Origin of the sequence: Planotetraspora silvatica (assembly GCF_016863315.1) — a bacterium.
In the GTDB taxonomy this organism is placed as follows: domain Bacteria; phylum Actinomycetota; class Actinomycetes; order Streptosporangiales; family Streptosporangiaceae; genus Planotetraspora; species Planotetraspora silvatica.
The window spans coordinates 198,981-218,562 of sequence record NZ_BOOQ01000019.1; the positions used below are offsets into that span (position 1 = coordinate 198,981).

18 protein-coding genes are annotated in these 19,582 nt (G+C 69.4%); 8 read left to right on the forward strand and 10 right to left on the reverse strand.

Annotation, left to right across the window (positions count from 1 at the left end):
- Positions 1–40: 40 nt before the first annotated feature.
- Genes Psi02_RS15550 through Psi02_RS15565 form a run of 4 tightly spaced genes read right to left on the reverse strand, consistent with a single transcriptional unit; the run spans position 41 to position 3,586 of the window.
- Positions 41–1,318 (reverse strand): cytochrome P450, encoded by a 1,278-nt coding sequence (locus tag Psi02_RS15550; protein ID WP_203974700.1) that lies wholly within the window; start codon positions 1,316–1,318, stop codon positions 41–43.
- A gap of 1 nt (position 1,319) precedes the next feature.
- Positions 1,320–1,520, reverse strand: coding sequence for a ferredoxin (locus tag Psi02_RS15555; protein WP_203954429.1), 201 nt, complete (start codon positions 1,518–1,520; stop codon positions 1,320–1,322).
- Positions 1,517–2,134 (reverse strand): TetR family transcriptional regulator, encoded by a 618-nt coding sequence (locus Psi02_RS15560; RefSeq protein WP_203974701.1) that lies wholly within the window; start codon positions 2,132–2,134, stop codon positions 1,517–1,519. Before Psi02_RS15560 ends, Psi02_RS15555 begins: the two co-directional genes overlap by 4 nt.
- Before the next feature lie 24 nt (positions 2,135–2,158).
- On the reverse strand, positions 2,159–3,586 hold the full coding sequence (locus tag Psi02_RS15565; protein WP_203974703.1) for an MFS transporter: 1,428 nt from the start codon (positions 3,584–3,586) through the stop codon (positions 2,159–2,161).
- 98 nt (positions 3,587–3,684) lie between these two features.
- Here Psi02_RS15565 and Psi02_RS15570 point away from each other — a divergent pair, with 98 nt between their 5' ends.
- The gene (locus Psi02_RS15570; protein ID WP_203974705.1) at positions 3,685–4,563 is read left to right on the forward strand and encodes a LysR family transcriptional regulator; all 879 of its coding nucleotides are present in this window, start codon (positions 3,685–3,687) and stop codon (positions 4,561–4,563) included.
- A gap of 40 nt (positions 4,564–4,603) precedes the next feature.
- Here Psi02_RS15570 and Psi02_RS15575 read toward each other — a convergent pair whose 3' ends face one another.
- Positions 4,604–5,476: a class I SAM-dependent methyltransferase gene (locus tag Psi02_RS15575; RefSeq protein ID WP_239094910.1), complete on the reverse strand. Its 873-nt coding sequence runs from the start codon at positions 5,474–5,476 to the stop codon at positions 4,604–4,606.
- Entirely contained in the window at positions 5,473–5,955 is a 483-nt protein-coding gene (locus Psi02_RS15580; RefSeq protein ID WP_203974707.1) for a hypothetical protein, read from the reverse strand. The genes Psi02_RS15575 and Psi02_RS15580 overlap by 4 nt, the downstream gene beginning before the upstream one ends.
- A gap of 515 nt (positions 5,956–6,470) precedes the next feature.
- On the opposite strand from Psi02_RS15580, the gene Psi02_RS15585 reads away from it, so the two are divergent.
- Positions 6,471–7,220, forward strand: coding sequence for a haloacid dehalogenase type II (locus Psi02_RS15585; protein ID WP_203974709.1), 750 nt, complete (start codon positions 6,471–6,473; stop codon positions 7,218–7,220).
- 65 nt (positions 7,221–7,285) lie between these two features.
- Here Psi02_RS15585 and Psi02_RS15590 read toward each other — a convergent pair whose 3' ends face one another.
- Together Psi02_RS15590 and Psi02_RS15595 are read right to left on the reverse strand one after the other, a co-directional pair.
- A complete protein-coding gene (locus tag Psi02_RS15590) occupies positions 7,286–8,320 on the reverse strand; it encodes a substrate-binding domain-containing protein (RefSeq protein WP_203974711.1) in 1,035 nt (344 codons plus the stop codon).
- Positions 8,304–10,784, reverse strand: a complete 2,481-nt coding sequence (locus Psi02_RS15595; protein WP_203974713.1) for a glycoside hydrolase family 3 N-terminal domain-containing protein — start codon at positions 10,782–10,784, stop codon at positions 8,304–8,306. The genes Psi02_RS15590 and Psi02_RS15595 overlap by 17 nt, the downstream gene beginning before the upstream one ends.
- Positions 10,785–11,142: 358 nt before the next feature.
- On the opposite strand from Psi02_RS15595, the gene Psi02_RS15600 reads away from it, so the two are divergent.
- From Psi02_RS15600 to Psi02_RS15610, 3 genes are read left to right on the forward strand one after another with little or no spacing between them, the layout of a single operon-like run.
- Positions 11,143–12,483 (forward strand): extracellular solute-binding protein, encoded by a 1,341-nt coding sequence (locus tag Psi02_RS15600; protein ID WP_239094911.1) that lies wholly within the window; start codon positions 11,143–11,145, stop codon positions 12,481–12,483.
- Positions 12,480–13,406, forward strand: a complete 927-nt coding sequence (locus Psi02_RS15605) for a carbohydrate ABC transporter permease (protein ID WP_239094912.1) — start codon at positions 12,480–12,482, stop codon at positions 13,404–13,406. Before Psi02_RS15600 ends, Psi02_RS15605 begins: the two co-directional genes overlap by 4 nt.
- 2 nt (positions 13,407–13,408) lie before the next feature.
- On the forward strand, positions 13,409–14,302 hold the full coding sequence (locus Psi02_RS15610; protein ID WP_239094913.1) for a carbohydrate ABC transporter permease: 894 nt from the start codon (positions 13,409–13,411) through the stop codon (positions 14,300–14,302).
- 201 nt (positions 14,303–14,503) lie between these two features.
- Here the strand turns inward: Psi02_RS15610 and Psi02_RS15615 are convergent, their stop codons facing one another.
- The gene (locus Psi02_RS15615) at positions 14,504–15,127 is read right to left on the reverse strand and encodes an HAD-IA family hydrolase (protein WP_239094914.1); all 624 of its coding nucleotides are present in this window, start codon (positions 15,125–15,127) and stop codon (positions 14,504–14,506) included.
- Positions 15,128–15,289: 162 nt separating this feature from the next.
- Positions 15,290–16,315: a LacI family DNA-binding transcriptional regulator gene (locus tag Psi02_RS15620; RefSeq protein ID WP_203974715.1), complete on the reverse strand. Its 1,026-nt coding sequence runs from the start codon at positions 16,313–16,315 to the stop codon at positions 15,290–15,292.
- A 268-nt stretch (positions 16,316–16,583) separates the two neighbouring features.
- Between Psi02_RS15620 and Psi02_RS15625 the strand changes: the two genes are divergently transcribed.
- From Psi02_RS15625 to Psi02_RS15635, 3 genes are read left to right on the forward strand one after another with little or no spacing between them, the layout of a single operon-like run.
- Positions 16,584–17,861: an ABC transporter substrate-binding protein gene (locus Psi02_RS15625; RefSeq protein WP_203974716.1), complete on the forward strand. Its 1,278-nt coding sequence runs from the start codon at positions 16,584–16,586 to the stop codon at positions 17,859–17,861.
- Positions 17,858–18,775, forward strand: coding sequence for a carbohydrate ABC transporter permease (locus Psi02_RS15630; protein WP_203974718.1), 918 nt, complete (start codon positions 17,858–17,860; stop codon positions 18,773–18,775). Before Psi02_RS15625 ends, Psi02_RS15630 begins: the two co-directional genes overlap by 4 nt.
- Positions 18,772–19,578 carry a carbohydrate ABC transporter permease gene (locus tag Psi02_RS15635; protein WP_203954446.1) on the forward strand — a complete coding sequence of 269 codons (807 nt, stop codon included), beginning with the start codon at positions 18,772–18,774 and terminating at the stop codon, positions 19,576–19,578. The genes Psi02_RS15630 and Psi02_RS15635 overlap by 4 nt, the downstream gene beginning before the upstream one ends.
- The last annotated feature ends 4 nt before the right edge of the window (positions 19,579–19,582 follow it).

Below are 19,582 nucleotides of genomic sequence, written 5' to 3' on the forward strand. Positions count from 1 at the left end.
ACGCCCGCCCTCCTGCTCTCGAAGAGCACAGACGCTCGGGTCATGCCGGGCCGATGCGAAGCGGCAGCGTCCGCGGCCCGCGGACCTGACCCGCGGCCCAGGTCACCGCCGCCGGGTCGTGAAGGCCGAAGTCCGGGATCCGTTCGAGCCAGACCTCGAGGGCGACCCGAAGCTCCATGCGGGCCAGGTGCGAGCCCACGCAGCGGTGGATGCCGAGGCCGAACGCCACGTGCCGGTTGACCTCACGGTCGATGACCACCTCGCCGGCCCGGTCGAACTGGGCCGGATCGCGGTTGGCCGCCGGGAACGACAGCAGCACCCAGTCCTCGGCCTTCATGTCCACACCGTTCCAGTGCATGTCCTCCTTCACCAGCCGCGCCATCGTCACCGGTGCATAGACCCGCAGGAACTCCTCCATCGCGGTCGGCAGCAACTCCGGCTCCGCCACCAGCCGCTCCCGATCAGCCGGCGTCTTCGCCAGATGCCACAGCGACGCGCCGATCGCGCTCCACGTCGTGTCGATGCCGGCGATGAGCAGCAGCGCCATCGTGCCGGCCACGTGCGACGGGTCGAGCTTGCGGCCGTAGAGCTCCGCGTTGATGAGATACGTCGTCAGGTCGTCGCGGGGATTGTCGACGTGGTCGCGGATCTGGGCCAGCAGATAGTCGAAGAGCTGCCCCATCCGCTCCATGCGCTCCTCCGGAGGGAGGTTGACGCCTTCGAGCGAGTTCTCGATGAACTCACGGAATTGCGGCCCGTCCTCCGGCGGGAAGCCGAGCATGTCGGCGATGACCCGCATGGGGATGTACTGCGCGTAGTCACGGGCGGCGTCGACGGAATGCTGTCCGTCGAAGGCGTCGATGAGCGAGTGGCACAGCGCTCTCGTCGCCTCCTCCCGCTTGGCGACCGCGTTCTTGGTGAACACCGGGAGCAACAGCTTGCGCGCGTCGTGGTGGAACGGCGGGTCGGAGGAGATCGGCGGTGTGCCGCCCACGGGCGCCAGCTCGCGGGGCGGACGGAAGTTGCTCATGATGATCGACCGTGAGGAGAAGCGCTCGGTGTCGTAGGCGACCGCCGCGACGTCCTCATAGCGCGTCGGCAACCACCCGCCGCCGAAACGGTCGGTGTGCGCGACGGGGCAACGCTGCCGCAGGTCGTCCTGGATCGGGTACGGGTCGGCGGCCCACTCGGGCTCGAGGTGGGAGAAGTCGGTCGCCCAGTCCGTGACCGGGCCGGTGACGATCTCGTTGCGCGTACCGAGGGGTTGGTCTCCCCTCGTCTCCCGGAAGTCTCGGGTGAAGCGGTCGTCGAGAGTCATGTCAGGCCTCCTCGACCAGGTCGATCGCTCTTTCGGGACAGTTGGACACCGCCAGGCGCGCCACGTGCTCCTGGTCCGGCGGCACGGCGCTGTCGCCGGCGACTTGCCCGTAGCCCTCGTCGTCCTCGCTGAAGAGGCCGGGGGCGAGGTCGTAGCAGCGGCCATGTCCATGGCACCGCTGGGGGTCGATCTGCACTTTCACTGAGTGGCTCTCCTCTGAGCAGTGATGTCGGTGGGGGCGAGGGCGGCCACGACCCGGGTGAGCAACGCGGTCCACTCCTCGTCGTCGACCGCATGCAGGTCCGGCGGGATGAGCGCGCTGCCCATCGAGAGCAGGAGGCAGAAGTGGGCGAGCGCGTTCGGCGACAGCGCCGAGTCGAGCTCGCCGCCGGCCTGACCGGTGCGCACCAGATCCGCGACCCAGTCGGCGCGTTCGCCGACGTAGTCGCGCATCGGCCCGGCGACGTCCTCGTCGCGACGCGACGCGACCAGCGCCTCGACGATGAGGTAGCCGCGGGCGTCGCGACGACGGGGAAGCCAGCGGCCGATGACGAGAAGGAACTCCGTGATCGACCGGTCGGGGTCGGCGGCGAACACGGTGGCGAGCATCCGCCGCCCATGAGCGCGCAGCGCCGCCACGAGCAGTTCGCCCTTGGAGCCGAAGTGCGCGTACAGGGCGCCGTTGCTCACCCCTGCCGCAGCGGCGATGTCGGCCACGCGCGTGCCGTCGTACCCGCGCTGGGCGAAGACGTCGGCCGCCGCGCTCAACAACCGATCGCGCGTTTCAGCCGCCGTGACGCCCGCTATCCGCCCCATCAACGAATTAAAAGACCGTTCATTTCATTCGTCAAGGGAGCCGGTGGGAGTCTCCGGCGAAGAATTTCCGGGGCGTCGCGCCGTCCCGCGGGCGAACCAGGCTGCCGAGGCTGCGCATACCAAGGCCGCGAGCAGGAACGCATACGCCGATCCGGCCCCGGCGCCAAGGCTGACGCTCGCGCCCATCGCGGCGACGCCGAGAGTGGCCCCCGTCTGGCGGGTGGCGTTGAGAAGACCGCTGACGGCTCCGGCCGTGCCTTCCGGGGCGACGCCCATGACCGCTGTGACCAGCGCGGGCAACGCGAACGAAACACCGAGTCCGGTGAGCAGCAGGCCGAGTGCCAGCCAGCCGTATCCGGCACCGGACCGGACGGCGCAGCCGAGCACCACGCCTCCGCCGGTCATCAGGGTCATCCCCGCCAGGATGGGCGGGCGCGCGCCGAGCCGTACCACGATTCTGCCGGTGACCGGCGGGTTGAGCGCGAACGGCAGCGTGAGCGGGAGGAACGCCAGACCGGTGGCGATCGGGCCGAGCCGGCGCTCCTGCTGGAGCAGCAGCGGCAGAACGAAGAGGCCACCGGAGAGCGTGAAGTTCACCGCTGCGCCGACGGAGAGGCCTGCCCCTACTCCTTTGGCCCTCAGCAGTGCCCGGTTGAGGGCCGGAGCCGGGCTGCGCCATTCCACCAGCACGAACACGGCCCCCGCGAGCACCGCCGCCGCCCCGGAGCCGGCGGCGTGGGGCCACGAGCGCGAACCCGCGGCGATGAGCGCGTCGGTCGACGACGCCAGCACCATGCAGCCCGTCACCTGTGCGGCCCAGTCGATCCGCCGATCACCGCGCGGGCGGTGGACCGCCCGCCCGGCGGTGAGCACCAGCACCAAGGCCGCGATCGGGACGTTGACGAGGAAGATCGCCCGCCAGCCCGCCAGCCCGACCAGGGCTCCGCCGACGATCGGACCCGCGGCCATCGCGGCTCCACTCGTGGCCGCCCACGTCGCCACGGCGCGGGTCCGTTCGGCCGCGTCCGGATAGAGTCGCGTGATCATCGCCATCGAGGCGGGTACGCAGGCCGCCGCCGCCACACCGAGCACCACTCGCAACGCGACCAGGATTCCCAGTGTCGGCGCGAGGGCGCACAGCAGCGAGCCGGCCCCGAACACGACGACTCCGGAGCGGAAGACCCGGTCCGCACCGTAGCGGTCGGCGACCGCCCCGGAGGACAGCAGCAGCGCGGCGAACACCACCGTGTAGCCGGTGGTGGCCCACTGCAGACCGGCGATCGAGGTGCGCAGCGAGGCGGCCAGATCCGGCTCGGCGACCGAGAGCACGGTCATGTCCAGCAACACCATGAAATATCCCAGCGAGATGCCGAGCAGTGTGGCCGCCCGACGACGTGGCCGCAGAGCGGCCCGCGCATGCCCGGCGGGGAGAGAAGATTCGAGGGTGGTCATGCAGCCCACTGTCCGGCCCCGGCGCCGGAGGCTCCACCGGAGCGCCCGTACACTCCGTTCGGAAATCCCGAATCCTCCTCGCGGGGCTGGAGAGTGGCATGGAACTGCGTCAGTTGCGGACCTTTGAGGCGGTGGTGCGGCACGGTACGGTGACCGATGCCGCCAACGTCCTCGACCTGGCGCCCTCCACCGTGTCCGAGCAGATTCGCATCCTGGAACGATCGCTGGGCGTGGCGTTGTTCGAGCGGACGGCCAGAGGGATGCGGCCGACCGACCAGGGAGAGGTGCTGCTGCGCTGGGCCCGCAGCATCCTGGACCAGGCCGAACAGGCGCACCGCGAGGTGACCGGTCGAGGCCGGGCGGTACGGCTCGGCGCGCTGGAGACCATCGCCGCCACCTATGTGCCGCGGGTGCTGGCCAGAGTCGCCGGACGCCGCCCGGGCATCACCGTCGACGTCCGTTCGGCAACGAACCGGGACACGCTGCTCGCCGAAGTGACCGCCGGGCAGCTGGAGGCGGCGCTTCTCTTGGACACCGGGGACGCCCTCGGCGATCTCGGCTTCCCTCTACCTGCCGCGCCGCTGACCTTTCTCGACCTCGATCCGGTGCCGCTCGTCCTGGTCGCCGCACCCGATCACCGGCTCCGTGACCGCCGCCACCTGGGGCCTCAGGATCTGACCAGCGAAAAACTACTGGTCAATGTGCCGAACTGCTCCTTCCGGATGGCCGCCGACAAGCTCCTCGGCCCCGGCCCGCAGCGAATCCAAGCAGGCGGGGTCGCGGTGATGCGCGCCTGGGTGGAGCAGGGCCTGGGCATATCGCTCCTCCCCCGATTCGCGGTGTCGGCCGCCCTGGAGTCCGGCACACTCACCGGCCTCGACTTCGCCGCCCCGGACCTCAGCCTCCGGTTGATCTGGCGCTCCGACAGGGAGGACCTCCCCGGATTGCGTGACGTCCTCTACGCCGCCGGCGCCTGACGACTGGCCGGGAGCACAACCGGCTGCGAAGCCGGCGTGCTCAGCCTCTTTGCCGGGTCGCGGTGACCAGCCAGTGACTCCCGTCCAGCCGGACGCCGCCGGGTCCCTCGTGGGACACGAGGTTGGCGGTGACCGCCTCGCGCGCCTGGGTGACCGCCCGAGGATCGGCATCGCGGAGGTTGAAGCGCATCGGTCCCATGTCGAAGATGAACCCGGCCGCGTCGACGGCGTCCCTGCCGAAGATCATGGGCGCCGTGACGTCGTCGTGGGTCACGCCGGTGAAGCCGGCGTTCGTCAGCACCTGGCGAATCCGGTCCGGGTCGGCCAGCGAGGCCGGCCCCTGCCGCGAATCGCCGGAACCCCCCGCGGGTGCGCGCTCGGCCAGCAGCGCGTACAGGGGACGAAGCGCGCGGGCGAAGTACTCGCCGGCATCCGCACTCCGCATGCAGATGAAGGCCAGGCGTCCCTCTGGCCGCAACGCGCGCCCGATGTTGGTGAACGCGGCGACCGGATCGGCGAAGAACATGATCCCGAACCGGCTGAGCGCGACGTCGAAGGCGCTGTGCGCGAACGGGTGAACCTGGGCGTCCCCCTGCTCGAAGGCGACATTGGTGATCGCCTCCTCGACCGCGGTGGCACGCGCCCGCTCCAGCATGGGAGCCGACAGGTCGACGCCGAGGGCTCGTCCCTGTGGTGCCCGGCGAGCGGCCAGCCGGGTGATCTGCCCGTTGCCGCATCCGATGTCGAGCACGTGGTCGCGTTCGCCGATCGACGCCGCGGCGAGAAGCGGTTCGTTGAAGCCGCTGTTCATGGCGTCGTAGCGGTCCCGGTGCTGAGCCCAGTGAACCCCTTCGTAGCCGTTCCACGCCTCGGCCTGGTGGGTGTTGACGACGTCTGTGCCCTGGGCGCTCACTGTGCCATCTCCTTCTGTGGCTCCTCGGCGAAGGCGCGACGGCGCCCTGTGCCGTTGACGATCATCATGATGATGTCGGTCGATCGCATCACCCGTCCCGACCTGCCATAGCCGCCCTCGGGTACGCCGATGACCTGCACCCAGACGACCGGCTCCGCGTTGACGCGCTGGGCATCGGAGTCGGCCAGCACCCGCGTGACGCGTGAGATGAGTTCGGCGGCGGCCTCCTCGCGCCATGCCCTGGGGAGGCTGACGCGGACGAGGTATCGCGGCGGCACTCCCGGATCAGGCGCTCCGTCGCCGGTGATCCATGTGCCGGGTTCGTGGAAGACCACCTGAACCAGGGCGCGGCCGGCGGCGATGACCGCGGCCGGTGCGCTCTCCTCGTACGTCAACTCGGCCGACAGTCGCTCGCCGAGATGGCGGCGCTGTTCGTGGCCGAGCGCTCCCTTCGGTGCGAACACCTCGATGAACATCATGACGTTCGGTGCCCCTTCCCTGAGGTCTCCGTCGATGCCGTCGACATCGGATCGGCACCGACCAGACCGATGGCGGCCACGGAGGGATTCGTGAGCAGCGGCCGACGCCGACGTGCGGACAGGTCCATGACAACAATGCTGACGCCCCGGCCGGTCGCCGTCATCGCACATGGGGAGGCGGTCGCGGGTACTTCGGTGGGCCGCGATTCCGCAAGGTCGCTACTTCGCCGGGAGTAGCACCGGGCTCGTCCCATCGGGCGGGTGGACCCTCCGATGCGGAAAGGCGGCCCGGCTCCATCCGGCCGTCGCCGAAGTGTCGGGCGGTCAGCGTCGGTGTAGTGAGCCGAGTCTCCGGTCACGTCGACGAACTCGTCAGTTTTGCCTGATCAGAGGCGTGGCAGTGGATGACGCGGAGCGGCCCTGGCGTGATCCTCCGAGGATGCGATCGCTTTCCGGCCGCCGTCTCTCGGCGGCGCCGACCGGTGGCGGACATCCCATGTCAAGGAGGCAGGACGATGAACCAGAACAAGGACGTCACTCCGCGAGGGCCTGGCACGCATCACGACGAGTGGATCGGCGGCGAACCTTCCGTCCTCGTGTTCGACGTCAATGAAACACTGATCGACTTCGAGTCGATGAACCCTCTTTTCGAGAGGATCTTCGGTGACAGGCGCGTGATGCGCGAGTGGCTCGGCCACCTGGTCATGTACTCCATGACGATCACCCTGTCCGGCCTGTACGAGGGGTTCTTCACCCTCGGCCAGGGACTGCTCAGGATGGTCGGCGACATCCACGGCGTCGAGGTCACCGACGCCGACATCGAGGAGATCAGGAACGCGATGTTGACGATGCCGGCGCACCCCGACGTCGAGGCAGGCCTGAATCAGCTGAAGGACGCCGGATTCCGCATGGTGACGCTGACGAACTCCCCGCCGAACCCGAAGGGACCGAGCCCACTCGAGCACGCCGGCCTCGCCCACTTCTTCGAGCGGCAGTTCACCATCGAGACCACCCGCGCCTACAAGCCCGCCCCGCAGACGTATCACCTGGTGGCGCAGGCCCTGGAGGTCCCTCCGTCCACGTGCTTCATGGTCGCGGCGCATGTCTGGGACACGGTGGGAGCACAGAGCGCCGGCTATACCGCGGGGCTTCTCACGCGGCCGGGCAACGCTCCCCTGCCTGTCCGCTCGCTGCCGCAGCCCAACCTCGTCGCGCCGGACCTCCCCGCCCTGGCCACCCAACTCATCGAACGCCGGCGTTCCTGAGCGCAAGACGCCGGGACGGGGACCCAGGGGGGATCGGAGGCTGCCTGCGGCGTCGGGAACCGGGCTCAGCCAGGCACCCCCGCGAACGACACGGGCGCGGTCGACCCCCGCACGACCAGTTCGGTGGCCAACTCGACATGGTGGGAGTCGATCTTCTCCCCTGCCGCCAGGCGCAGCGCCGTACGCATCGCGACGCCGCCCATCTCCCGCAGGGGCTGGCGAACGGTGGTCAGTGGCGGCGAACCCATCCGGGCGACCTGGGTGTCGTCGAAACCCACGATGCTGAGGTCTTCGGGGATGCGCAGGCCCCGCGCCCGGGCGGCCTCGATGATTCCGAGGGCGGTCTCGTCGCTGCCCGCGAATATCGCCGTCGGGGCCTCCGGCAGGTCGAGCAGCGCCGCGCCCGACTCCACGCCGTCGTTGTAGAGGAAGTGCCCCTCCCGCACATAGCCGGGGACCACGGGCGCCCCCGCGGCCTCCATGGCGGCCCGGTAGCCGTGCATGCGCGCCTGGTTGCAGGCCGCGGTCGCCGGGCCGCCCAGGTAGGCGATGCGGCGGTGGCCGAGGGAGAGCAGGTGCTGGGTCGCGGCGAGGCCGCCGGCGAAGTTGGTCGACCCGACGCTGGTCACGTCGGTGCGCGGCAGGTTGAGCGGGTCGATCACCACCAGCGGCAGGTTGGCCCGCGACAGTGCGGCCAGCTGCCTGGCGGTCATTTCGGCCGTGACGGCGATCACCGCCCTCCGCCCGGCGGAGACCAGGTCGCGGGCCCACACGGTGGTCCGGTCCGCGCCCCTCCGGATGCTCACGACGACCCCGACGCCGACCTCGGCCCCGGCGTCGACGGCGCCCTGGATGATCTCGGTGGAGTACGCGTTGATGTCCGTGTCGAACTCGACCTCGATCGTGCCTGCCGCGGTCGCGTCGCCCCGCCGCGGCGACGGAGCGACGTAGTCGTGCTGCAGCAGCAGCGACTGCACCAGTGAGCGTGTCGTCGGTGCGACGTCGCTGCGGCCGTTGAGCACCTTGGACACCGTCGCGACGGACACCCCGGCCGAGGCCGCGACGGTGGCCAGAGTGGCGCGCCTAGGATTGACCGGCATCTCTTCCCTCCTGCTGCCCGGCGGCTGTGCCAGACGCCGGAACCACGTCCACCGGTGTGACGAGCCGTCTGTCGTGGCCGACGACCCGCAACGGCCCGGTCAGCCGGACGCCGCCGCGGCACGGAAGGTCGGCCGCCGAAGTGCCGACGAGCACCTCGACGTCTCCGGGCTCGACGATCCGCCGCAGGTCGCGGCCGGTGAACGCGGTCCGGTCGGCATGCACCTGGAACCGCACCTCCGCGCTCGCACCGGGCTCGAGATGAACTCGCTTGAACCCGGTCAGCTGCTTCACCGGCCGGGTGACCTGGGCGACGACGTCGCGCAGGTACAGCTGGACGACCTCGTCACCCGCTCGGCCGCCCGTGTTGGTGACGCGGACCGACACGGTGAACTCGCCGTCGGTGGGCACCTCCGTGCCGTCGACGCACAGGCCGTCGACCTCGAAGGTGGTGTACGAGGCGCCGTACCCGAACGGGAACAGCGGGGTCGGGTCGACGTTGCTGATGCCGTGGCTGTCGTCCCCCAGCGGCGGCTGCAGGTAGGTGCCCGGCTGCCCGCCGGGCCTGCGGGGGATCCGCACCGGCAGCTTGCCGCCCGGCTGGACACGGCCGGAAAGGACGCCGGCGATCGCCACCGCTCCCTCCTCACCGGGCATGAACGCCTGAACGAGCGCGGCGGCCCCGGCGTGCACGTCGCCCAGGGCGTACGGCCGGCCGGAGACGACGACCACGACGACCGGGGTTCCCGTCGCGGCGAGCTCGGCCAGCAGGTCCGCCTGCACACCGGGCAGCCGGAGGTCCTCGGCGTCACAGCCCTCGCCCGAGGTGCCGTGCCCGAACAGGCCGGCGAGGTCACCCACGACGGCGACGCACAGGTCCGCGTCGCGGGCCGCGGCCGTCGCCGCGGCGAAGCCCGAGCGGTCCGCGCTCTGAACGTCACAGCCCCGCTCGTGGACGATCTCGGCGTCCGGCAGTTCGGCGCGCAGCGCGTCGAGCACGGTGGGCGCGGCGATGCCGAGACCGAGGCCGGGGTGGCGGGGCAGGACGTGGTTGGGGAAGGCGTAGCACCCCATGAAGGTGCGCGGGTCGTCCGCGGACGGTCCGACCACGGCCACGCGATGCGGCGCCGGACGTCCCTCTCCGAGCAGGGGCAGCGCGGTTCCCGCGTCGAGCAGGACGATGGAGCGCTCGGCCATCTCGAGGGCCAGGGCGCGGTTGGACGGCGAGTCCAGATCCGTCGCGGCGGCCGCGGCCACCGACCCCTCAGGCGTCCAGTCCTCGTCGAGCAGCCCGAGTTGCACCTTCTGGGTGAGCAGGCGGCGCGCCGCGCGGTCCACCAGGGACTCCGGCATCTCTCCCCGGCGCACCCGCTCGACCAGATGCTGCCCGAAGCCGAGGGTGTCGGGGAGTTCGACGTCGACGCCCGCGGTGAGCGCCTGGACACCGGCGTCGTCGGTGTCGGCTGCGACCCCGTGCATCGTCGCGAGGAACGGCACGGCCCAGTAGTCCGACACGACGGTCCCGGTGAATCCCCACTCGTCGCGCAGCACCTCGGTCAGCAGCCACGGGTCGGCCCCGGCCGGGACACCGTCCACGTCGGAGTAGGAGCACATCACCGAGCGGGCGCCGCCGAGGGCGACGGCGGCCTCGAACGGCGGCAGGATCATGTCCATGAGCTCCCGGCGCCCCATCGGGACGGGACCGTGGTTGCGGGCCGCCCGCGACGCGGAGTACCCGGCGAAGTGCTTGAGGGTGGCGATGATCCCCGTGCTCTCCAGGCCGCGGACGTACGCGGCGCCGAGCATCGCGACGAGATGGGGGTCCTCACCGATCGTCTCCTCGACCCTCCCCCAGCGGTAGTCGCGGACGACGTCGAGCAGCGGCGACAACCCCTGGTGCACCCCCACGGCCCGCATGTCCCGCCCGATGGCGGCGGACATCCGCTCCACCAGATCGGGGTCGAACGTCGCGCCCCATGCGATGGCCGCCGGGTAGACGGTCGCGCCGTAGGTCGTGAATCCGGTCAGGCACTCCTCGTGGACGAGGGCCGGGATGCCGAGCCGGGACCGCTCGATGACCGCCCGCTGCAGCCGGACGACCTCCGCGGCGCCTTCCGCCGGGGTCACCGGGCCGCTTCCGAAGACGCGGGTCAGATGACCGAGCCCGAACCGGGCCGCCTCCTCGATGGGGATGGTCCCCGAGGCCGCGAACACGTCCTGCATCGGTGCGACGTTCAAGGCCCCGGCGGCATCGGCCGCCTCCGTCTCCGGACCGGCGTCGGCACTCGGCTCCGGCGCGCCGGCCTCCATGTCGTTGCCGACCCACCGGCTGCCGAGCTGGGCGACCTTCTCCTCCAGGGTCATCTCTTCAAGGAGGGCATCGACCCGGGCGGCCACGGGAAGCGTCGGGTCCTGCCACGAGCGGAGGACCCGGTCCGACGTCGGGGTCCGGTCTAGAGCCGTCATGTGCCGCTCTCTTTCAAAGGGGGGTTTCTGTCGCAAATTCTCGCAACATTTCGGCGCCGTGAAGCGATCCCGCGCGCGAGACCTCCTTGACCCAAGTCGACCAGCTTGACGCCCGTGAGAGCGTACCCCACAGGCCTCACCGAACCCAGTCCAATCCTGTGAGTCAGAGGTATTGACACACCATCAGCCGAAATCTAAATTGACGACCCGCGCGGTCATGTCGCAAATGTTTCGAGAAGCTTGCTCAAGGAGGAATTGAAGAGCGGCATCGGGGGGTGCTGATCCATGACCGCCGGCCGACGCATCCGATGGTCAACGAGCCGCGGCCAGCCCCCGGCATTCAAGTACGGAGATCAGCGTGGATTCCAATACAACCTCTCGCCGTAAATTCCTCCTCCTCTCCATGGGCGTCCCCCTGGGTGCCGCGCTCGCCGCCTGCGGCGGAACCGCCGGCCCCGGCAGCGCCGGCGGCAGTAGCGGCGGTGGCGCCAAGGCCACTTACTGGTATCTGTCCGTGCAGCCGCAGGAAGGCGTGCGCACCAGGGCCGTGGAGCGGTTCAACAAGGCCAACCCCGGCGGCACGATCACGGGGACGCCCTTCCAGAACGACGCGTACAAGACGAAGATCAAGACGGCGATCGGCGCGGGGCAGGCGCCCACCATCATCTGGGGCTGGGGCGGCGGAACCCTGCGCACGTACGTGCAGGCCGGACAGGTCGAGGACCTCACCTCGTGGTTCGAGCAGAACGCGGCGGTGAAGGACCGGCTGTTCCCCTCGTCCTTCGGCGCGGCGACGATCGACGGCAAGATCTACGCGATGCCGTGCGAGACCGTGCAGCCCATCGTCCTGTTCTACAACAAGACGGCGTTCGAGAAGATCGGTGCCCAGCCGCCCACGTCGTGGGGCGACATCATGGACCTGGTCCCCAAGTTCAACAAGGCCGGCATCGCCCCGTTCTCCCTCGGCGGCCAGTCCCGCTGGACGAACATGATGTGGCTGGAGTTCCTCCTCGACCGCATCGGCGGCACCGAGGTGTTCCAGGCGGTGTTCGACGGCACGAAGGACGCCTGGTCGCACCCCGCGGTCCTCGACATGCTGACCAAGGTGCAGGACCTCGTCAAGGCGGGCGGGTTCATCAAGGGCTTCTCCTCGATCACCGCCGACTCCAACGCCGACCAGGCCCTGCTGTACACCGGCAAGGCGGCGATGATGCTGCACGGCACCTGGACGTACGGCGGCATGTCCCAGGACGGCGGCGACTTCGTCCCCGGCGGCCACCTCGGCTACATGAACTTCCCGCCGGTCGAGGGCGGCAAGGGCGACCCCAGCAACACCGTCGGCAACCCCGGCCAGTACCTGTCGATCTCCTCCAAGGCGACCCCGGAGCAGAAGGAGATCGCCAAGAAGTTCTTCGCCACCGGGGTGCTCACCGACCAGGAAGGGAAGGAGTGGGTGGAAACGGGCGGCGTGCCCATCGTCAAGGGCTCTGACGCGGCGTGGGCCGGCTCCAAGGACGCCGACTTCCTGAACTTCGTCTACGGCATCGCGAGCAACGCCAAGGTGTTCGCCCAGTCCTGGGACCAGGCGCTCAGCCCGACCGCCGCCGAGGTGCTGCTGGACAACATCGCCAAGCTGTTCCAGCTGTCGATCACGCCGCAGCAGTGGGTGGACAACATGAACGCGGTCATCGGCCAGTGACAGCGTTCGCACCCCCCGCCCGGACCGGGCCGCCGCCCGCCGCCACGCGTGAGGCGCGTGGCGGCGTCCTGCCGTGGCTGGCCGTACCGGCCCTGGTGATCTTCGTGGGCTTCGGAGTGATCCCGCTCATCGGGGTCCTGTTCCTCAGCTTCACGTCCTGGGACGGGCTCGGTGAGATTCACCTGTCGGGGCTGACGAGCTGGCGGGCCGTGCTCGCCGACCCCGGGCTGCCGCACGCGCTGTGGGTGACATTCCTGGTGATGGCCGCCTCCTGGGCGTTCCAGACGCCGGCCAGCATCCTGATCGGCGTGTTCCTGGCAGGGCGCCAGCGCTACCGTGCGGTGCTCGCGGTGGTGTTCTTCATCCCCCTGCTGCTCAGCCAGGCGGCCATCGCCATCGCCTACAAGGCGCTGCTCGATCCGAACTTCGGGCTCGGCGCGGGGCTGCACATCGATCTGCTCTCACAGGACTGGCTCGGCAGGCCCGTCCTCGCCTTCAGCACTGTGATCTTCGTGGTGTCGTGGCAGTTCATCCCGTTCCACTCGCTGATCTATCAGGGCGGCGCGCGGCAGATTCCGGACTCCATGTACGAAGCCGCGGAGCTGGACGGCGCGGGGCGGGTGCGCAAGTTCTTCAGCATCACGCTGCCGCAGCTCAAGTACACGATCATCACGTCCTCCACGCTCATGGTCGTCGGCTCGCTGACCTTCTTCGACCTGATCTTCGTGCTGACCGCGGGCGGCCCTGGAGACGCCACCCGGGTGCTCGCGCTCGACATGTACAAACGCGGATTCCAGGCCAACCTCATGGGGCCGGCGAGCGCGATCGCCGTCATCCTCGTCCTCGTGGGCCTCGCACTGGCGTTGCTGCTGCGCCGGCTCGGCGGCCGCAACCCCGACGCCAGCCAGCTGGAAGGGGCCTGAGCGTGAGCGTGACCCAGACGACTAAGCGGGAGCCGACCGCCACGTCCGGAACGCACCGGCGCCCGCAGGGCAGGAGTGGCGAGCGGCCGAACTGGCTGGGCGCGGCCGTGAGCTGGCTGTGGCTGGCCGTGGTGATCGTCCCGATCTACTGGATCGTCATCACCAGCTTCAAGGCGCAGAGCACCTACTACGCGTCGAACCCGCTGGCACCGCCCAGTGAGCCGACCCTGGCCAACTACAAGATGGTCATCGAGTCCGACTTCCCGCTGTACTTCCTCAACAGCCTCATCGTCACCATCGGCGCGGTCGTCCCGGCGGTCGCGGTCGCGTTCATGGCGGCGTACGCGATCGTCCGGGGGGGCGCCGGCCGCTTCCTGCGCGGGGTCAACTCGCTGTTCCTCATGGGGCTGGCCATTCCTCTGCAGGCGACCATCATCCCGGTCTACCTGATCATCATCAGGCTGCACCTGTACGACTCGCTGATGGGGCTGATCCTGCCGTCGATCGCGTTCGCGATCCCGCTGTCCGTGCTGGTCCTGTCCAACTTCATCCGCGACGTCCCCAAGGAGCTGTTCGAGTCGATGCGGCTGGACGGCGCGAGCGAGGTGACGACGCTTTGGCGCCTGGCGTTCCCGCTGACCCGGCCGGCCGTGGTGACGGTGACGATCTACAACGCGCTGACGATCTGGAACGGATTCCTGCTGCCGCTGATCCTCACCCAGAGCCCCGACAAGCGCACGCTGCCACTTGCCCTGTGGTCCTTCCAGGGGCAGTTCAGCGTGAACGTGCCGGCGGTGCTCGCCTCCGTCGTGCTGACCTCGCTGCCCATCCTGATCCTCTACGTGGTGGGCCGGCGCCAGCTCCTCAGCGGCCTGACCGCGGGGTTCAGCAAGTGATCGCTCTTCGGCCGTCTTGCCGCGGGACCGTGCCCTCGGCCACGAGAGCCGAGGAGAGAGGGCGAGCCCGCCCGGGCATCAGGTGACGTCATCCAGGGGCTGGACCGAGAACCCGGTCCAGCCCTGACCGGCTCCGGTCGAGCACGTGGCGAGCTCGACAGGGTGCCCGGCCGGACGCAGCGTCTGACTCCTTGCGGCCGGTCAGGACGCCGCCCCACCGTTCAGCAGCGGGGCGAGGGCCTCCCGGAGATCTCGCGGATCCCGGTAGAGGACACCGGTCATGCCGAGTTCCTCCGATACCCGCACGTTGTCGGCATGGTCGTCGATGAACAGGCAACGGTCCGTTGAGACCCCGGCCCGATCCGCGGCGATCTCGTAGATCCGCCGGTCGGGCTTCGCCACGCCGACGGCGGAGCTGTTGACGATCGCATCGACGGCGTCGAGCAGCCCCACTCGGGCGAGGTCGCGTTCCAGACGGGTCGTGGCGTTGGTGACCAGCACCACGGGCACCCGCTCACGCACGCGTGTCAGCAGATCCAGCACCGGCGCGTCGACCCGGTGCGGCGCCTCGACGAAGGCCCGCACGAGTCGCGCGGCGCCTTCCGCGGACCCGCACAACGCGGTGAGCCTGTCCCCGATGGCCGCCTGCCACTCCTCGTCGGTGATGTCACCGGTCAGGGCTCGATGCACCAGATCGGGAGCGAACGCCACGGAGGTGACGGTGCCCGCCTCCAGCCCGAAGTCGCGTTCCAGCGCCAGCCCGTCCGGATCGTAAATCCTCAGCACACCATCGAGATCGCACAACACCGCGTCGAAACGCCTCACCAGGACTCCCTCGTTCCGCCTCACCTTCCGCTCTACTGTCACCCGGCGCGAGCCTCCCGGCCAGATCCAGCCACCACCCGTGTCGTGGCCCCGCCTGTTCACGACGTTCTACGGCGGGGACGCGCACGGCGCCACCGATGACCCGCTCCTGCGACCGGGCGGTCAGCGGGGGGTGGGCGGCGCGGCCGAGTCTCTGATGACCAGACGGCACGGCATGCGGTGGACGCCGCTGGTGGCCCGTCCCTCTATGGCGGCGAACAGGTGCTGCGCGGCCGTACGGCCCAGCAGTTCCAGGTTCATGTCCATGGTGGTCAGCGGTGGCCGCGTCTCCTCCGACAACACCTCCCAGTTGTCGTAGCCGACCACCGCGATGTCGTCGGGCACCCGCCGCCCCCGTTCGCGCGCCGCCTCGATCAGCCCCGCCGCGATCTGGTCGCTGCCGCAGAAGACGGCGTCCACGTCAGGATCCGCGTTGAGCACGATCTCGGCCGCGTGCCGTCCCCAGCGCTGGGACCAGGCGCCGTAGACGACGCGGTCTCCCGACAGGGGAAGTCCGGCCGCCTTCAGCGCACCCAGGGCCCCCTCCGCGCGCTCTCGTGCCGCCGTGTAGTGCGTCGGCCCCGTGACGTGGGCGATCCTCCGGCGCCCCAGCGCGATCAGGTGCCGTACGGCGTCGCCGGAGCCGGCCACGTCATCGGGGACGAACGACACGTCCTCCGGGTCGTCGGACGGCGCGTAGGCGTAGACGACCGGGATGGACAGGTCGCGGCTGATGGAGGGCCGCGGGTCGGTGCTCTCCCCCACGACGATCAGCCCGTCGACCCGCCTGGCGAGCAGCGTGCGCAGGTAGTGCTGCTCGCGGAAGGCGTCACCCCGGGCGTCGCACAGCAAGACCGCGGTCTCGCCTGAGCCGAACGCGTCCTCTGCGCCGAGCATGACGGGGATGCCGAATCGGCCGACGCTGTCGCTCGTCAGCAACCCCACCGTCCGGGTCTGGCCGGTCACCAGACTGCGGGCCAGGGGGTTCGGCTGGAAGGACAGCTCGCGCGCGGCGGCGAACACCCGGTCTCGGGTCTCCGCGCGTACCTGTCCCCGGCCGTTGAGCGCCTTGGACGCGGTCGCGATCGAAACTCCGGCCAGAGCCGCAACGTCATTGATCGTCACCGCGCGTGGTCGCTCAGAAGGCATTGCGAAAACCTTTTCTTCGGGAACATCACTGTCGCCAGAAAGCTCGATCGACCGTTCACGCAGACCATAACGGTCGCGCCGACATCACGGCAACCAGCGGGCCCGCCGCGCCCATTGACAGCTCATCAGATGACGTTTACGTTTCCGAAAACCTTTTATTTTGCTTCACGCCGGTGCGATCGCAAGCAGTTGCTTGGTTGGGGCGCGAGCACCGGGCATCCGCCGCCGTCATGGACGGCAACCCCCCCAGAAGTGCAAGGAGCAGGACATGGCAAAAAGGTTTTCTGCGGCGATAGCCGCTGGGCTCTTGGTGACAGCGCTGGCCGCGTGCGGCGGCGGCGAGCAGACGGAGGGCGGAGCGTCCGGAGCCCCCGACAGCGGGACGACGATCACGATGTGGACCCGCGCCGCCACGCAGGCCCAGAGCCAGCGGCTCGTGGACGCCTACAACAAGTCCCACAAGAACCAGGTCAAGCTGACCGTGATCCCGATCGACAACTACCAGCCGCGCATCGCCGCCGCGGCCGGCGCCGGGCAGCTTCCCGACATCTTCGCCGCCGACGTGATCTTCGTGCCGAACTACACGTCGCAGGGGCTGTACCTGGACATCACCGACCGGATCGCGAAGCTGCCCTTCAAGGACTCGCTCGCCGCCTCGCACATGAGGCTCGGCACGTACGAGAACCGGATGTACACCCTCCCGCACACGCTCGACCTGTCGGTCTGGTTCTGGAACAAGGACCTCTACAAGAAGGCCGGGCTCGACCCGGAGAAGGGCCCGACGACCCTGAAGGAGTTCGCCGCGCAGGCGACCACGGTCCAGGACAAGCTCGGCAAGGACGGCAAGGTCCACGGCACGTTCTTCGGCGGCAACTGCGGCGGCTGCTACGTCTTCACCTTCTGGCCCTCGGTCTGGGCCGCCGGCGGCCAGGTCATGAACGAGCAGGGCACCAAGTCGCTGGTGAACCAGACGCCGATGACCGACGTCTTCCAGATCTACAAGGACCTGTACGCCAAGGGCATCAGTGGGCCGACCACGAAGGAGGAGCAAGGCGCGACCTGGACGGGCTTCTTCCCCAAGGGGGAGATCGGCGTCATGCCCATGCCGTCCACGACGCTCGGCTCCATGCCCGCTGACATGAACATCGGCGTCACCCCGATCGCCGGCCCCGACGGCGGCGAGTCCACGTTCGTCGGCGGCGACTCGGTCGGCATCTCCGCCACCACCAAGCACGCGGACGCGGCCTGGGACTTCCTGTCCTGGACTGTCGGCGACGAAGCCCAGGTCGAGGTCCTCGCGAAGAACAAGGACGTGCTGGCCAGGACCGACCTCGCCAGCAACAAGTACTCCGAGGCCGACCCCCGCGTCGTCTTGATCAACTCCCTGGTCGCCAAGGGGCAGACGCCGTACGCCCTGCGCTTCGGCCAGACCTTCAACGACCCGCAGGGTCCGTGGCTGCGCTTCGCCCGTGAGGCCGTCTTCGGTGATCCCGCCAAGCTGGCCGAACTCAACGTCGCCGTCGACAAGTCGCTCGCCCAGTCATGACCCGACTCGCCTCGCCCCGCGCGGGCCGCGACCTTGACCGGGTCGCGGCCCGCGCGGCCCACGCCCGCGGCCGTCCCCGCTCGCGTAGATACATCGGGATGCTCTACGCGGCTCCGACCGCCGTCATCGTCGGGGTGCTGTTCCTCGCCCCCCTCGCGCTCGTCGTCTGGATGTCGTTGAACAAGTGGCCGCTGCTGGGCCAGCCGAGGTTCAACGCGCCGGAGAACTACGCCAAGATCTCCGATGACCCGTTGTTCGTGGACTCGGTGTTCTTCACGCTGAAGTACACCCTGATCATCACCGTCCTGCTGTCGGCGGTGGCGCTCGGCCTCGCCCTGCTCGTGCAGAACCGCAGGCCAGGGGTCACCTTCTTCCGCACGGCCTTCTTCCTGCCGGGTGCGGTCGGCTTCGCGGCGGCCTCGCTGCTGTTCTACGGCATGCTCAATCCCGACTTCGGGCCCCTCGGGTTCATGGACGTGAAGTGGATCGGCACGCCGAACATGGCGCTGTTCTCCACGATCGCGCTGGTCCTGTGGAGGTTCGCCGGGTTCAACATGCTGATCCTGCTCACCGGTCTGCAGGCGATCCCGGTCCAGGTCTACGAGGCCGCCAGGACCGACGGGGCGAGCAGGTGGCAGACCTTCACCAAGATCACTCTGCCGTTGCTGCGCCCGACGATCGCGCTGATGCTGATCCTGAGCATCACCGGCTCGCTGCTGGCCTTCGACCAGTTCTTCATCTTCACCAACGGCGGCCCCGACAACAGCACGGTGTCCATGGTCATGGTCATCTACCGCAACGCGTTCTTCCGCTTCGACCTCGGCGGCGCCGCGGCGCTGTCGGTCGTGCTGCTGGCAGCGCTGGTCGCGCTGAACGCCCTGCAGTTGCGGGTTCTCAGGGGAGGCGACAAATGAGGCGCACCGGCTCGTATTCCGCCACGTCGGCGCTGGCCGTCCTGTTCCTGTTCCCGCTGCTCTGGAGCGGGTGGTCGTCCCTGAAGGGGCAGCCGGGCAGCGGGCAGACCAACGGGTACGGCTTCGGCAACTACACGAGGATGGCCCACTTCGGCGAGGGGCTGACCTCCTACCTGACCAACAGCCTGCTGGTGTCGGCGATGACCGTCGCGGGAACGCTGCTGGTCTCTGCGCTGGGGGGCTACGCGTTCGCCAGGTTCGCCTTCCCCGGCAAGAACCTGCTGTTCCTGGCGACGCTGGCGATCCTCATGGTTCCGTACGCGACGATCCTGATCCCGCTCTATGTCCTGCTGGGCAAGATCGGCCTGCAGAACTCCCTGGTCGGGCTCAGCCTCGTCTTCGTGATGTTCCAGTTGCCGTTCGCGCTCTACATGATGCGCAACTCGTTCGAAGCGGTGCCGCGGGAGCTGGACGAGTCGGCGATGGTCGACGGATGCGGCACCTTCCGCGCCTTCACCCTGATCCTGCTCCCCGCGGTACGGCCGGGCCTGGTCACCGTCGGACTGTTCGCCTTCCTCGCTTCGTGGAACGACTTCCTCGCCCCCCTGATCCTGCTCAACGACGGGGCCAGCTTCCCGCTCCCGGTGGCCGTCTGGAGCATGACGCAGCGCACGTTCGGGGCGATCGACTACGGGATGCTGGAAGCCGGGGTCATGGTCATGGCCATTCCCTGTCTGCTCCTGTTCATCGTGCTCCAGCGCTACTACGTGCGCGGATTCATGTCAGGCGCGCTGCGCGGCTAGCGGC

Excerpts from the sequence above, each read along its gene's own strand:
- Psi02_RS15625 (WP_203974716.1), top strand. The coding sequence starts at position 16,584 with ATGGCAAAAAGGTTTTCTGCGGCGATAGCCGCTGGGCTCTTGGTGACA.
- Psi02_RS15635 (WP_203954446.1), top strand. The coding sequence starts at position 18,772 with ATGAGGCGCACCGGCTCGTATTCCGCCACGTCGGCGCTGGCCGTCCTG.
- Psi02_RS15590 (WP_203974711.1), bottom strand. The coding sequence starts at position 8,320 with ATGCCGGTCAATCCTAGGCGCGCCACTCTGGCCACCGTCGCGGCCTCG.
- Psi02_RS15565 (WP_203974703.1), bottom strand. The coding sequence starts at position 3,586 with ATGACCACCCTCGAATCTTCTCTCCCCGCCGGGCATGCGCGGGCCGCT.
- Psi02_RS15595 (WP_203974713.1), bottom strand. The coding sequence starts at position 10,784 with ATGACGGCTCTAGACCGGACCCCGACGTCGGACCGGGTCCTCCGCTCG.
- Psi02_RS15550 (WP_203974700.1), bottom strand. The coding sequence starts at position 1,318 with ATGACTCTCGACGACCGCTTCACCCGAGACTTCCGGGAGACGAGGGGA.
- Psi02_RS15580 (WP_203974707.1), bottom strand. The coding sequence starts at position 5,955 with ATGATGTTCATCGAGGTGTTCGCACCGAAGGGAGCGCTCGGCCACGAA.
- Psi02_RS15570 (WP_203974705.1), top strand. The coding sequence starts at position 3,685 with ATGGAACTGCGTCAGTTGCGGACCTTTGAGGCGGTGGTGCGGCACGGT.
- Psi02_RS15620 (WP_203974715.1), bottom strand. The coding sequence starts at position 16,315 with ATGCCTTCTGAGCGACCACGCGCGGTGACGATCAATGACGTTGCGGCT.
- Psi02_RS15585 (WP_203974709.1), top strand. The coding sequence starts at position 6,471 with ATGAACCAGAACAAGGACGTCACTCCGCGAGGGCCTGGCACGCATCAC.
- Psi02_RS15630 (WP_203974718.1), top strand. The coding sequence starts at position 17,858 with ATGACCCGACTCGCCTCGCCCCGCGCGGGCCGCGACCTTGACCGGGTC.
- Psi02_RS15560 (WP_203974701.1), bottom strand. The coding sequence starts at position 2,134 with ATGGGGCGGATAGCGGGCGTCACGGCGGCTGAAACGCGCGATCGGTTG.